Raw genomic sequence first — 12,733 nt, 5'->3', positions numbered from 1 at the left:
GGAGGTATCCATGAGCACGATCGGCAAGCGCGCGGCAGCCCTGGTGACGGCGACCGCCCTGACCAGCCTCGGCGCGGCCGTGGCGACCGGCGGTGCCGCCCAGGCCGCCTACTACCAGTACAGCAAGTGCTCCACCGCCGTCAGCCTGTCCGTGTTCGTGGACAGCACCTCGTCGACCACGAAGTGGCCGCACTCGGTCGGCTACAACACCCGCATGTTCGCGGCGCAGGAGGCCAACGGCCGCTACCACGTCTCGCTCTGGGACGCCTCGGGTGACACCAACGGTTGGGTCAGCACCGCCTGGGTCCGGCCCTGCTCGTAGCCCTCGGTTGCGCGCAGGCGTCCGACCTGCCCGTAGCTCTCCGGCGGCTGCCGCGTGGCCGGCCGTGCGGTAGGTCCCTCCCCCCTTCAGGCCCCTGCCCGCGTCGGAAATTCCCTCCCCGCGTCACCTATCCGGAGACACGTGTGCCCGGCTGGCATGTCCCTGCCAGCCGGGCACGCCGTATTGGCGAGTGGCTGGCGGAGGATGCTGTCTCCCACTGCCGGGTGGCCCGCCGCATCCGCTGCGCCCGAGCGGAGATGCTCGGGTGGTGGGAGTCGTGGCGACGTACAGGCCGGCTCCCTGAACGCCGATGATGATCCCGTGGGCCTGTAGCAGCATCACCGCTCGCTGCACGGTCGAGACGCTTGCCGAGTAGAGCTGGGCCAACTCGGCGTAGGTGGGCAGCCGGCTCTCCGGTGGGTACTCGCCCTGCTGGATGCGGGCATGCAGGTCGGCGGCGATCTTCCGATAGCCCATCGGGATGGTCATGGACCGGCGCCGTTCGGCAACACTATCGTCGGAGAACCTGTATTCCTGTCAGGCATGAATATGCCTGACAGTCATACGACCTTATTGAGAGTGGTACGCCTGTCGGGGTTACGCAGCGTGCGTGCGGGCACCGCCATTCCGGGCTGTCGAGTGCCCAACAGCGGTCCACGCGCTACGCGGGCGGCTTCGGTGCCACGAACGAGCCCTTACCCTGGTGTACCTCGATCCAGCCCCGCTCATCCAGAATCCAGAGGGCTCGCTTGATCGGGTTGTCGGAAGAGCTGTACTGCTGGGCGAGCTGGGCGATCGTCGGCAGTCTGTCGCCGGGTTTGAGCGTGCCGCTGCGGATCGACGCGATGACGTCGTCAACGACCTGTTCATAGACGGGCTTGCGGGGCATGGGACCACCTCTCGTCAGCCGTTCCAGAATCTCACCAGGCGCGACACGGTGTGGACTCTGTGTTGACTCAGGTGCCTTAGGGTCCTAAGTTGGTCCCTGCCAGGAGGGCTTTCTCGTCAGCAGCGGATCGCCTCCCGGTCGGAATCGGCAAACATGCACAACCATCCGGCCGTCGGCCATGACCTGCATCTTTGGCACACTCATGAGGAGGTATGGATGGATGGGCGTCCACATCAGGGGCCGCTGCGAGGGGCGTATCCGGTGCCGGGCGGTTCTGCTCCGCTGCCTGACGGCGACCGGGTGCCGGTGCCGGTCCGGCCACGTCGTACGGCGCTGCGTCGGCGGCGGTTCGCCTACGGCATCGCGGTCGCGGTGTGCGTACTCGTGCTGCTCGTGGTGGGGGTTTCGCGGTGAGCGGGACGGGCCGGCGGTGAACGAGCTGCCGGTGGGCCGCCGGGTCGCCCAGTGGCGGGTGCGGCGCAACATGACGCAACAGCAGTTCGCCGACCATCTCGGCAAGTCGAAGAGCTGGGTCGACAAGGTCGAGCGCGGGGTACGCCGGCTGGAGCAGGTGTCCAACCTCCGGATGGTCGCCGAGACGCTCCGGATCGACCTGGAGGTGCTGCTCGCCGGGTCGGCGGGGGAGTCGGCGCGACCGGAGACCGCCACCACCGGGGTCGACGCGGTGCTGGCGGCGCTGGCCCGCTACCACGTCGAGCCGCCGGCCCGGCCGCCCGACATCGCGGAGCTGCGCACCCGCCTGGTCCACGCGGAGCAGAGCTACCGGCACGCCCGGTACCCGGAACTGCTCGTCCTGCTGCCTGGCCTGGTCGACTCCGTCCGCGCGGCGCGGGCACTGCGGCCCGGTCGGGCTACCGACGGCCTACTGGCCCGGGGGTACGGCCTGGTCGCGCTGGTGCTGCTCAAGGTCGACCGGCCGGAGGTGGCCTGGTTGGCCGCCGACCGGGCGCTGGCCGCCGCGCAGCTCACGAAGGACCCGTGGGTGGCCGCCGCCGCCACGGTGCCGTTGGCCCAGGCCCTGCGCCACGGCGGCCGGCGGCGGGCTGCGATGGAGGCCGCCGCCGTCGCCGCGCACCGCCTCCTGCTGGGGTGTTCCCCGGGCACGCCACGGGCGACCTCGTCGACGACCGGTGACGACCAGTCGGCCGATCCGGCACTGCTCGCCACGCTGCTGCTCCAGGCCGGCCTGGCCGCTGCCGGGCGGGGTGACGGCCGGGCCGCCCGGGACCTGCTCGGCCGGGCCGGCCGGGCCGCCCGGGATGCCGGGGCCGAGGGCGGCGGCGCGGCGGTCGAGGCCGCGCGGGTGGTCGCCGAGGCCGCCCTCGGCGAGGTCACGGCGGCGACGGTACGCCACGAGCGGCTGGTGGCGGGCGACGAGTGGCGGTGGCTGCCCCCTGAGCACCGGGCCGCGTACCTGCTCGACGCCGCCCGTGCCTACGTGCTCGACGGTAACCTGCTCCGCGCCGGCCGGGCGGTGCTCGAAGCGGAGCGAACCGCCCGCAGCGAGGTCCACGACCGCCCGGCGGTACGCCCCCTGGTCGCCGTGGTGGCCCGTTCCGCCGCCGCTCCGCCCGCCCTGACCCGCCTCGCCGCCACCCTCCACGTCACCTGAGTCTGGGGGCTACCTGTCGCCGTAGTGGTACCGGCAGGCGATGATCTCGACGTCGTCCTTCGTGATCCGGTACACCAGCCGGTGTTCGCGGTCGATCCGGCGGGACCAGAAGCCGGACAGCTCACCCCGGAGGGGCTCCGGCTTGCCGATGCCCTCGTATTCGTTGCGCGTGACGTCGGCGATGAGATCGTTGATGCGTTTGACCAGCTTGCGGTCCGTGTGGCTGAGGTACTGGTTCCACGCCGTCGCGGTGAAGACCAGCCTCACGCGACGTCCCGGACGGTCGCCGGGTCAACCAGTTCCCGCTCGGTGGCGTCACCCTCTTCGAGCTCCGCGATCGATCTGCGCAGGGCTGCGGCGTTGCCCGGACTGCGCAGCAGGTACTCGGTCTCCTTCATCGACTCGTACTCCGCCAGCGGCACGATCACCACCGGCTCGTGACCCGACCGGGTCACCACCACTTCCTCCGCGTCGTTGATGACGCTGTCGAGCTCGGCGGCCAGGTTCTGCCGTAGCTGGGTGAAGTTCACGGTCCGCATGACCACCTCCGAGGTAGGTACAGAAAACTGTACCGAACCTCTCCCTACGCCCGCAGCGAGCGGTACCGGTCGGGCCGCCCGCGACGCCGGGGCCGCCTCGCCGCCACCCTCCACGTCACCGGAGAGCAGCCAGGCAGAGACCTGCGACACGTATTATGTGTATTACGTATCTAGGGGGCCTGCCATGAGGTTGAACAGCAAGGGTCAGGTGACGATCCCGGCGGAACTGCGGGTGCGGTACAACCTGCACGAGGGCGATGAGGTAGACGTGATCGAGGAGGGCGGCGCGCTGCGCATCGTGCGCGTCAGTGAAGCCGACACCCGTGGCCAGCGTCTGGTCCGACACATGCGCGGCAGGGGCAGCGCCCAGGAGGTGCGGGGCATGTCGACCGAGGATCTGATGGACCTTCTCCGTGGGGAGTGAACGGATCCGGGCTGTCGCCGGTCGGGTGCCGGACACGGTTGCCACGCTGGTAGACACCAACGTCCTGTTGGACGTCTTCACCGAGGACCCGCAATGGGCCGACTGGTCGGGTGAGGCCCTGGCCAGCGCCCGCGACGAGGGCGTTCTGGTGATCAATCCGATCGTGTACGCCGAGGTATCCGTGCGGTTCGACGGTGTCGAGGAACTCGACGATGCGCTACCTGCCACGGATTTCCTCCGCGAGGAACTGCCGTACCCGGCGGGCTTCCTGGCCGGCAAGGCGTACGCGCGATACCGCCGGCAGGGCGGCGCCAAGCGTTCGCCGATCGCCGACTTCTACATCGGCGCGCACGCGGCGGTCTGCCGCTACCGCCTGCTCACCCGCGACAGCAGCCGCTACCGCTCGTACTTCCCGACGCTGAAGTTGATCGCGCCCGGGGAGTAACCGGCCCCTGCTCCGCCCAGCCTGCGTGGCAGCGGCGGGAGGACGGGGAGAAGAACCCGCCCTATGCGAGCAGTGAGCGGTACAGCTCCAGGGTCTGGACGGCGATCGCGTCCCAGGAGAAGTGCTCCACGGCCCGCCGCCGGCCGGCGAGACCGAACGCCTCGGTGCGCTTCGGGTCGGCCAGCAACCCGTTGATCGTCCTGCCGAGGTCGGCGACGAAGCGGTCCGGGTCCAGCGGGTTGCCGGAACCGTCGCCGGCCTGCTCGATCGGCACCAGCAGCCCGGTCTCGCCGTCGGTGACCACCTCGGGGATGCCGCCGGTGGCGGTCGCCACCACCGCCGTCTCGCAGGCCATCGCCTCCAGGTTGACGATGCCCATCGGCTCGTAGACCGAGGGGCAGACGAAGATCGTGGCGTGGGTGAGCACCTGGATCACCTCGGGCTTGGGCAGCATCTCGGCCACCCAGACCACCCCGGACCGGTTGGCCCGCAACTCGGTGACCAGACCCTCCACCTCGGCGGCGATCTCCGGGGTGTCCGGGGCGCCGGCGAGCAGCACGAGCTGGGTGTCGGCGGGCAGCTCCCGGGCCGCCCGCAGCAGGTAGGGCAGGCCCTTCTGCCTGGTGATCCGCCCGACGTACACCACGCTGGGGCGGGCGGGGTCGATGCCCAGCCGGTCCAGCACGTCGGTGCCGTGGTCGGGGGAGTACTGGGCGGTGTCGATGCCGTTGTAGACCACCCGCACCCGGTCGGGGTTCACCGCCGGGTAGGCGGTCAGCACGTCCCGGCGCATCCCCGCGCTGACCGCGACGATCGCGTCGGCGGACTCCATCGCCGTCCGCTCGCACCACGAGGAGAGCGCGTAGCCGCCGCCGAGCTGTTCGGCCTTCCACGGGCGCAGCGGCTCCAGGCTGTGCGCGGTCACCACGTGCGGCACCCCGTACAGCAGCTTGGCGGTGTGCCCGGCCAGGTTGGCATACCAGGTGTGGCTGTGCACCACGTCGGTGCCGGCGCACCCGGCGGCCATCGCCAGGTCGACGCCCATGGTGCGCAGCGCCGCGTTCGCGCCGTCCAGGGCGGCCGGCTCGGGGTACGCGGTGACGCCCGGTTCGTCGCGGGCCGCGCCGAAGCAGTGCACCCGGACGTCGGCGAGCCGGCGCAGTTCCCGGGCCAGGTACTCGACGTGCACCCCGGCCCCGCCGTACACCTCCGGCGGATACTCGCGGGTCAGCAGGTCCACGCGCAGCGGGGCGGAGTCGGTCATGCCCGGCACCCTAGTGCAGAATCCGGCCGCGCACCGGTCGCGGAACTGTGCCCGTACGAGTGGTGAAGTCGCAGCGGTATGGATAGCGTCTGGTCATGGCTGCCAAGGTGCTCGCGATCGTCCTGGCCGGTGGAGAGGGCAAGCGCCTGATGCCGCTCACCGCGGACCGGGCCAAGCCGGCCGTCCCGTTCGGCGGGATGTACCGCATGGTCGATTTCGTCCTGTCCAATCTGGCGAACGCCGGCTTTCTCAAGATCGTCGTGCTGACCCAGTACAAGTCCCACTCGTTGGACCGGCACATCACCAAGACGTGGCGGATGTCGACGCTGCTCGGCAACTACGTCACGCCGGTGCCGGCCCAGCAGCGTCGGGGCCCGTGGTGGTTCGCCGGCTCCGCCGACGCGATCTACCAGAGCTTCAACCTGATCAACGACGAGCAGCCGGACTACGTGATCGTCTTCGGCGCCGACCACATCTACCGGATGGACCCCCGGCAGATGGTCGACGACCACATCGCCTCCGGCGCGGCGGTCACCGTCGCCGGCATCCGCCAACCGCTGTCGATGGCCGACCAGTTCGGCGTGATCGAGGTCGGCGAGGACGGCAAGCGGATCCGGGCGTTCCGGGAGAAGCCCACCGACGCAGTCGGCCTGCCCGACGCCCCCGACCAGATCTACGCCTCGATGGGCAACTACGTCTTCTCCACCCGGGCGCTCTGCGAGGTCGTCGAGCGGGACGCCGCCGACAAGACCAGCAAGCACGACATGGGCGGCAGCATCATCCCGATGCTCGTCGAGCGGGGCGAGGCCAACGTCTACGACTTCAAGGACAACGAGGTGCCCGGCAGCACCGACCGGGACCGGGGCTACTGGCGGGACGTGGGGACGCTCGACTCGTTCTACGACGCGCACATGGATCTGATCAACGTGCACCCGGTGTTCAACCTCTACAACTTCGACTGGCCCATCTACACCGACCAGCCGCCGTACCCGCCGGCGAAGTTCGTCCACCAGTGGGGCGAGCGGGTCGGCCGGGCGGTCGGCTCGATGATCTCGCCCGGCGCGGTGATCTCCGGCTCGCTGGTGGAGAACTCGGTCGTCTCGCCCAAGGTCAAGGTGCACTCCTGGGCGCAGGTCGACGGCGCGGTGCTGATGGAGGGCGTCGAGATCGGCCGGCACGCGGTGGTCCGCCGGGCCATCCTCGACAAGAACGTCTTCGTGCCCGAGGGCGCCGAGATCGGCGTCGACCTGGAGAAGGACCGGCAGCGCTACACGGTCTCCGACAACGGCGTCGTCGTCATCGGCAAGGGTCAGCGCGTCGAGCCCTGAGCCGGGTGTGACCCGGTCGCCGCCGGGGAAGACAGCGTTCCCGTCCCGTACCACCGAGGAGGTTTCCGCAGTGGCCCACCCCCGTGCCGGACAGCCCGCCGAGCCCGCCGACCTGGTCGACGTGCCCCGGCTGGTGACCGCCTACTACGCCGAGCACCCGGACCCGGACGACCCGGCGCAGCAGGTCTCCTTCGGCACCTCCGGCCACCGGGGGTCCAGCCTGCGCAACGCCTTCAACTCCGACCACATCCTGGCGGTCACCCAGGCGCTCTGCGACTACCGCCGCCAGCAGGGCCTCACCGGCCCGCTGTTCCTGGCCCGGGACACCCACGCGCTGTCCGCCCCCGCCGAGGCCGACGCGTTGGAGGTGCTCGCCGGTAACGGGGTGACCGTGCTGCGGGACAGCCGCGACGGCTACACCCCCACCCCGGCGCTGTCGCACGCCGTGCTCACCCACAACCGGGGACGCACCGACGGGCTCGCCGACGGCATCGTGATCACCCCCTCGCACAACCCGCCCGACGACGGCGGCTTCAAGTACAACCCGACCAACGGCGGGCCCGCCGACACCGACGTCACGAGGTGGATCCAGGACCGGGCGAACGCGATCCTGGCCGCCGGGCTCAAGGAGGTCAGGCGCATCCCGTACGCGCGGGCGCGCGCCGCCGACACCACCGGCACGTACGACTTCCTCGCCGGCTACGTCGACGACCTGCCGTCGGTGCTCGACATCGACGCGATCCGCGACGCCGGGGTGCGGATCGGGGCCGACCCGCTCGGCGGGGCCAGCGTCGCCTACTGGGGTGAGATCGCGCAGCGGCACCGGCTCGACCTCACCGTGATCAACCCGTTGGTCGACCCGACCTGGCGGTTCATGACCCTCGACGGCGACGGCAAGATCCGGATGGACTGCTCGTCGCCCAACGCGATGGCGTCGCTGATCGCCGCCCGGGACCGGTTCCAGGTCTCCACCGGCAACGACGCCGACGCCGACCGGCACGGCATCGTCACCCCCGACGGGGGCCTGATGAACCCCAACCACTACCTGGCGGTGGCGATCGGGCACCTGTTCCGCACCCGGTCGCAGTGGGGTCCGGCGGCGGCCGTCGGCAAGACCCTGGTCTCCTCCTCGATGATCGACCGGATCGCCGCCGACCTGGGCCGGCCGCTGCTGGAGGTGCCGGTCGGCTTCAAGTGGTTCGTCCTCGGGCTGCTCGACGGCACGGTCGGCTTCGGCGGCGAGGAGAGCGCCGGGGCGTCCTTCCTGCGCCGCGACGGCAGCACCTGGACCACCGACAAGGACGGCATCCTGCTCTGCCTGCTCGCCGCCGAGATCATCGCGACCACCGGGAAGACTCCGAGCGAGCACTACGCCGCGCTGACCGAGCGTTTCGGCGCACCCGCGTACGCCCGGATCGACGCCCCGGCCAGCCGGGAGCAGAAGGCGGTGCTGGGCCGGCTGTCCCCGGAGCAGCTCACCGCCACCGAGTTGGCCGGCGAGCCGATCACCGGCATCCTGACCAGCGCCCCGGGCAACGGCGCGTCCATCGGTGGGCTCAAGGTGACCACCGAGTCGGGCTGGTTCGCCGCCCGCCCCTCGGGCACCGAGGACGTCTACAAGATCTATGCCGAGTCGTTCCAGGGCCCGGAGCACCTGGCCCGCATCCAGGACGAGGCGAAGTCCCTGGTCGACGAGGTGCTGGGCTAGCAGCCGGACGAGGTCGTCGCGCCCCGCCGGTCACCGCACGGTGACCGGCGGGGCGTCGTCGTCTGCGCCCGTTTCCCGGGGTTTTCTCCCGGTGAGCGTGTCGCCGCTCCCGCTGCCTCGTTGCGCATGAGGCGACCGAAAACAGCGAGGGGAACATCTGATGGTCTGGTCCAGGGTGGTCACCGACCCTGGACCGCAGATCGACGCCATCGACCCCCGGGCGGTCCGCCCGTCCCGAGGCGCCCGGTCGAGAAGACAGCGGGAGCTGGTCGGTGGGCTGTTGCGCTGCTATCCGGTCAGCTTCCTGGTGCTCGCCCCGTACGCGTTGCTGATCTTTCCGATGGCGGTGTTCTACGACAACCCGCAGACCGGCTTCATCGTGCTCCTGGTGGGGTTGGCCCTGCTGGGTAGCGTCTCGGTGGAGACGCTGGGTCTGTTCTTCGGACGTCCCGATCCGCAGTGGCGGCAGGGGATGCGACAGGCGACCGCCCGCTATCCCCGGATCTATCCGGTGGCCCGGCTGGTGACGCTGACCAGCATCGCGGCCGATCTGCTGGGCACCTACCTCGGGCGGGGGAGCATCGTCGCGCAGATCTCCGGGGAGTTGTCCGACGCGCCGATGGTGGCGCTGACCAAGCTCTTCTCCGGCTGGGGCGCGCTCGGCTTCGCGTTGCTGGTCGCCAGCCACCTGGGCGGCCGACTGTCCCGGGGCAAGCTGTACGGCTGGCTCGCCGCGCTCGTCACCACCCAGGCGGTCGTCACCATGCTGACCGCCCTCACCGCCCCCCTGGTCGCCTTCCTCTTCTTCGTGGTCTCCGCCGGGGTGGTCTGTGGCGTGTTCCGGCTGCGGTACCTGCTGCTCGGCACGGTGGTGATGGTCCTGCTGTGGCCGGCCATCTTCGAATACCGCAACGAGATCCGCCAGGACCAGGGCATCGAGGTGAGCGACGCCGTGACGGCAGTGGACCGGATCCGCCTGGACCGGCAGTTGACCCTCGTCGCGGGCATCGAGGTCCCCGTCGACCTCGGTCAACCCGGCCTCGTCGACCACCTCCGGTACGGGCTGGTGCCCCGGATCGTCGATCCCGACCGGCCAGCGCTGTCCACCGGGCAGCAGATCAACCAGTTCCTCGGCGGCGGCCCGACGTCCGCCTCCAATTTCCTGCTGCTGGGCAACATCTGGTTCTTCGACGGGCCCGTCGGGGTGCTGGGTGTGCACGCCTTCTGGGCGGGCTTCGTGGCGTTGTTGCTGCGGTGGCGGGCCCGGCCCGGGCCGGCCCGGTTGAGCCTGTTCTGCCTGGTCTGCTCGGACGTGCTGCTGTGGTCCGGAACCTACCCCGAGTCGACGATTGCCTTCCTGCAACACGTGGTGTCGGCCATGACAGTCTTCTTCCTGCTGTGGCTGACCCGCAGGATCCCCCTCGGGGCAGGTGACCGTCTGGCGCTGCCTGCCGGCGGGCGTACGCGTTCGGGAGCGTTGCGTGGCCCCGGTCGGCATGGCGCTCACCGCGAGGGGGACGCCTGATGATCGGGCCCAGGGCGGCCGGAGCACAGCTGGTCGTCGACTGTGGAACCGGGCTCGGGGTGAGCGGCGCGGGGTCGGCCGGGCCGGGCCGTGGCGGCTGGTCCCGACGGCAGCGGGAGCTGGTCGGCGGGCTGCTGCGGTGCTATCCGGTCAGCTTCCTGGTGCTCGCCCCGTACGCGGTGTTCATCCTCCCGATGGCGGTGCTCAACGACAACCCGCAGACCGGCTTCATCGTGCTCCTGGTGGGGCTGGCCCTGCTGGGCAGCGTCAGCGTGGAGACGATGGGCCTGTTCCTCGGGCGTCCCGACCCGCAGTGGCGACGGGGGATGCGCCAGGCGACCGCCCGCTATCCCCGGATCTACCCGGTGGCCCGGCTGGTGACCCTGACCGGGATGGTGACGAGCATCATCGGCGCCCACCTCGGGCGGGGGACCATCGTCACCCAGGTGTCCGGCGACCTGTCCGACAGCCCGCTCGCGATGGTGTGCGCACTCTTCTCCGGTTGGGGCACCCTGGGCTTCGCCCTGTTGGTGGGCAGCCACCTCAGCGGCCGGCTGTCGTCGCGGCGGTTGTACTGCTGGGTGGCCGTGCTCGTCGGCGTGGAGGCGTACGTCGCGGTGCTGACGGCCCGGTCCGCGCCCCTGGTGGCCCTGGTGTTCTTCGTGGCCGCCGCCGGGGCGGTCTGCGGGGTCTTCCGGCTGCGTCACCTCCTGCTCTGGACGGTGGTGCTCCTGCTCGCCTGGCCCGCCATGTTCGCCCAGCGCAACGCCATTCGGGAGGAGCAGGGGGTGGTGGTGGACACCCAGGTCACCGCTGCCGACCGGCTCCGGCTGGACAGCCAGCTCACCGCCGTGGTGGCGTTCGCGGTGCCGGTCGAGATCGGCCAGCCCGGTGTCGCCGACTATTTCAGGTACGGGCTGGTGCCCCGGGTGCTCGATCCGGACCGGCCGGCGCTGTCCACCGGGCAGCAGATCAACCAGTTCCTCGGCGGGGGGCCGACGTCGGCGTACACCTTCCTGCTGTTGGGCAACATCTGGTTCTTCGACGGGCCCGCCGGCATGGTGGCCGTGCACGCCTTCTGGGCGGGCTTCGTGGCGTTGCTGCTGCGCTGGCGGAGCCGGCCCGGCCCGGTCCGGCTGACGCTGTTCTGCCTGGTCTTCTCCGACGTGCTGCTCTGGTCGGGGACCTATCCCGACTGCACCATCGGGTTCCTGCAACACGTGGTGTCGGCCGCACCGGTCTTCCTGCTGCTGTGGCTGACCCGCAGCGGCCCCGCCGGTCGCGACGACGAGGTGACCCTGCCGGTGGGTGCCGTCCGGTGACCGTTCCGGTCCGCTCCCGGGCTGGCCGCGCCGGTCCCCCGGGTGCCCCCCGACGCGGTCGCCGGGCCCTGCTCGCGCTGGTCGTCGGAGGGCTGTCCAGCGGGGGCAACCTGCTGGTGGCGGTCACCGTCACCCGGCTGGAGTCGATCGGCGGGGTGGGCGAGTTCGCGTTGGCCTTCTCGTGTTACGTGCTCGGCTCCGGGCTGGTGCGCAGCATGGTGACCGAGGCGACGCTGGCGGCGGGGACGGGCGTCGCCACGGCCACCCGACGGGTCGTCCTGCTCGGCGTGCTCTGCGGTGGCCCGGTCGGTGCCGCCGGGGTGGCCTACGGGTCTCCCTATCTGGTCGGGGTGGGCCTCGCCCTGCCGGGCCTGGTGCTCTACGACCACGCGAAGGCGGTCGCCGTTGGGCTCGGCGTCCCGTCGGGCGCGCTGTGGCAGGAGGCGACCTGGGGGGCGGTCACCGGCTGCGCCGCGCTGGCCGGCCTGCTCGGCCTGGTCGACGCGCCGTGGGTGGTGGCCGGTTGGGCGGTCGGCGGCGGCGTGGTGGGCGTGGTCGTCGCGGTCCGGCGCGGCTACGTCCTGCGGCCCGGCTGGTACGTCGACCGGGCGCAGCGCCGGGTCGCGCTGGGATTCGGTACGCAGTTCCTGCTCACCACCGGGTCGGCGCAGGTGTCGCTGAGCGCGGTGGCCGCCTTCGCGGGCACCCCGGTGGTCGGCGCGTTGAGCGCCGGGCGGACCCTGCTGGGGCCGGTGAATCTGCTCCTGTCCACCGCGGCCACGCTGACCCTGCCCTACCTGGCCCGCACCCGTACCGCGTCCCGCTCGGTCCGGTCCCGGGCGGCCGTGCGGGTCTCGCTGCTGGTGGCCGTCGGTGTCCTGCCGATGACGGCGGCGGTCGCCCTGCTGCCCGACCCGCTGGGCAGGATGCTGCTCGGCGGCAACTGGGAACTGGCCCGTAGCCTGCTGGTGCTGCTGGCGCTGGAGAGCCTGTTCGCGGTGCCGGCTGCCGTCGGCTTCGCCGGGCTGCGGGTGGAGCAGGCGAGTCGCCGGGCGATCCTGCTCGGTGTCCTGCTGGGCGGGCTGCGGGTGCCGGTGGTCGTCGGTGCGGCGGTCCTGGGCGGGGCGGTCGGCGCGGCGGGTGCTCTCGCGGCGCTGGCCCTGGTCAGCGCGGTCGCCTGGGCGGGCAGCTACCTGCTGCTGCTGCGGCGGGTGGCTGGGCACACGCCGGCCCACCGGTGGGATGCCCGGTCCCACCCGCCGGCTCACCGTCGACACCACCCGGTCCCGCCCATGGGCTGATCGGGGGCGGGACCGGGTGGCGTCGGCCGGGAC

Annotated in this window: 15 protein-coding genes; 10 read left to right on the top strand and 5 right to left on the bottom strand. The window is 71.4% G+C overall.

Translation table 11 applies throughout. The features are described from left to right. Nucleotides 1-10 precede the first annotated feature (10 nt). Complete coding sequence (locus JQX11_RS28220; RefSeq protein WP_204927968.1) at nucleotides 11-322, top strand: hypothetical protein; 312 nt, start codon at nucleotides 11-13, stop codon at nucleotides 320-322. Between the two features lie 123 nt (nucleotides 323-445). On the opposite strand, the gene JQX11_RS28215 is transcribed toward JQX11_RS28220, so the two are convergent. Both JQX11_RS28215 and JQX11_RS28210 read right to left on the bottom strand, forming a co-directional pair. Next, nucleotides 446-811 (bottom strand): GntR family transcriptional regulator, encoded by a 366-nt coding sequence (locus tag JQX11_RS28215; RefSeq protein ID WP_204927967.1) that lies wholly within the window; start codon nucleotides 809-811, stop codon nucleotides 446-448. A gap of 172 nt (nucleotides 812-983) precedes the next feature. Beyond that, nucleotides 984-1,211 (bottom strand): winged helix-turn-helix domain-containing protein, encoded by a 228-nt coding sequence (locus tag JQX11_RS28210; protein ID WP_204927966.1) that lies wholly within the window; start codon nucleotides 1,209-1,211, stop codon nucleotides 984-986. A 216-nt stretch (nucleotides 1,212-1,427) separates the two neighbouring features. Between JQX11_RS28210 and JQX11_RS28205 the strand changes: the two genes are divergently transcribed. Next, complete coding sequence (locus tag JQX11_RS28205) at nucleotides 1,428-1,625, top strand: hypothetical protein (protein WP_204927965.1); 198 nt, start codon at nucleotides 1,428-1,430, stop codon at nucleotides 1,623-1,625. Nucleotides 1,626-1,641: 16 nt separating this feature from the next. Beyond that, on the top strand, nucleotides 1,642-2,844 hold the full coding sequence (locus tag JQX11_RS28200; RefSeq protein WP_204927964.1) for a helix-turn-helix domain-containing protein: 1,203 nt from the start codon (nucleotides 1,642-1,644) through the stop codon (nucleotides 2,842-2,844). 9 nt (nucleotides 2,845-2,853) lie between these two features. Here the strand turns inward: JQX11_RS28200 and JQX11_RS28195 are convergent, their stop codons facing one another. Together JQX11_RS28195 and JQX11_RS28190 are read right to left on the bottom strand one after the other, a co-directional pair. Further along, nucleotides 2,854-3,111 (bottom strand): Txe/YoeB family addiction module toxin, encoded by a 258-nt coding sequence (locus tag JQX11_RS28195; RefSeq protein WP_204927963.1) that lies wholly within the window; start codon nucleotides 3,109-3,111, stop codon nucleotides 2,854-2,856. Continuing rightward, entirely contained in the window at nucleotides 3,108-3,383 is a 276-nt protein-coding gene (locus JQX11_RS28190; protein WP_204927962.1) for a type II toxin-antitoxin system Phd/YefM family antitoxin, read from the bottom strand. Before JQX11_RS28190 ends, JQX11_RS28195 begins: the two co-directional genes overlap by 4 nt. A 184-nt stretch (nucleotides 3,384-3,567) precedes the next feature. On the opposite strand from JQX11_RS28190, the gene JQX11_RS28185 reads away from it, so the two are divergent. Next, complete coding sequence (locus JQX11_RS28185) at nucleotides 3,568-3,807, top strand: AbrB/MazE/SpoVT family DNA-binding domain-containing protein (protein ID WP_088645399.1); 240 nt, start codon at nucleotides 3,568-3,570, stop codon at nucleotides 3,805-3,807. Continuing rightward, nucleotides 3,797-4,252: a type II toxin-antitoxin system VapC family toxin gene (locus JQX11_RS28180; protein WP_204927961.1), complete on the top strand. Its 456-nt coding sequence runs from the start codon at nucleotides 3,797-3,799 to the stop codon at nucleotides 4,250-4,252. Before JQX11_RS28185 ends, JQX11_RS28180 begins: the two co-directional genes overlap by 11 nt. 61 nt (nucleotides 4,253-4,313) lie before the next feature. Here the strand turns inward: JQX11_RS28180 and glgA are convergent, their stop codons facing one another. Continuing rightward, nucleotides 4,314-5,516, bottom strand: coding sequence for a glycogen synthase (gene glgA / locus JQX11_RS28175; protein ID WP_232378743.1), 1,203 nt, complete (start codon nucleotides 5,514-5,516; stop codon nucleotides 4,314-4,316). A 95-nt stretch (nucleotides 5,517-5,611) separates the two neighbouring features. Here glgA and glgC point away from each other — a divergent pair, with 95 nt between their 5' ends. The 5 genes from glgC to JQX11_RS28150 all read left to right on the top strand — a co-directional run bounded on the left by glgC (nucleotide 5,612) and on the right by JQX11_RS28150 (nucleotide 12,700). Then, nucleotides 5,612-6,844 (top strand): glucose-1-phosphate adenylyltransferase, encoded by a 1,233-nt coding sequence (glgC, locus tag JQX11_RS28170; RefSeq protein ID WP_204927960.1) that lies wholly within the window; start codon nucleotides 5,612-5,614, stop codon nucleotides 6,842-6,844. A gap of 70 nt (nucleotides 6,845-6,914) precedes the next feature. Next, the gene (gene pgm / locus JQX11_RS28165) at nucleotides 6,915-8,552 is read left to right on the top strand and encodes a phosphoglucomutase (alpha-D-glucose-1,6-bisphosphate-dependent) (protein WP_204927959.1); all 1,638 of its coding nucleotides are present in this window, start codon (nucleotides 6,915-6,917) and stop codon (nucleotides 8,550-8,552) included. A 160-nt stretch (nucleotides 8,553-8,712) separates the two neighbouring features. Next, nucleotides 8,713-10,077 carry a hypothetical protein gene (locus tag JQX11_RS28160; protein WP_204927958.1) on the top strand — a complete coding sequence of 455 codons (1,365 nt, stop codon included), beginning with the start codon at nucleotides 8,713-8,715 and terminating at the stop codon, nucleotides 10,075-10,077. Beyond that, nucleotides 10,077-11,399, top strand: a complete 1,323-nt coding sequence (locus JQX11_RS28155) for a hypothetical protein (RefSeq protein ID WP_204927957.1) — start codon at nucleotides 10,077-10,079, stop codon at nucleotides 11,397-11,399. Before JQX11_RS28160 ends, JQX11_RS28155 begins: the two co-directional genes overlap by 1 nt. Further along, entirely contained in the window at nucleotides 11,396-12,700 is a 1,305-nt protein-coding gene (locus tag JQX11_RS28150; RefSeq protein ID WP_204927956.1) for an MATE family efflux transporter, read from the top strand. The genes JQX11_RS28155 and JQX11_RS28150 overlap by 4 nt, the downstream gene beginning before the upstream one ends. Nucleotides 12,701-12,733: the final 33 nt, after the last annotated feature.

The organism is Micromonospora humida (assembly GCF_016901255.1).
GTDB lineage: Bacteria > Actinomycetota > Actinomycetes > Mycobacteriales > Micromonosporaceae > Micromonospora > Micromonospora wenchangensis.
This window is presented reverse-complemented; position numbering and strand designations above follow the sequence as displayed.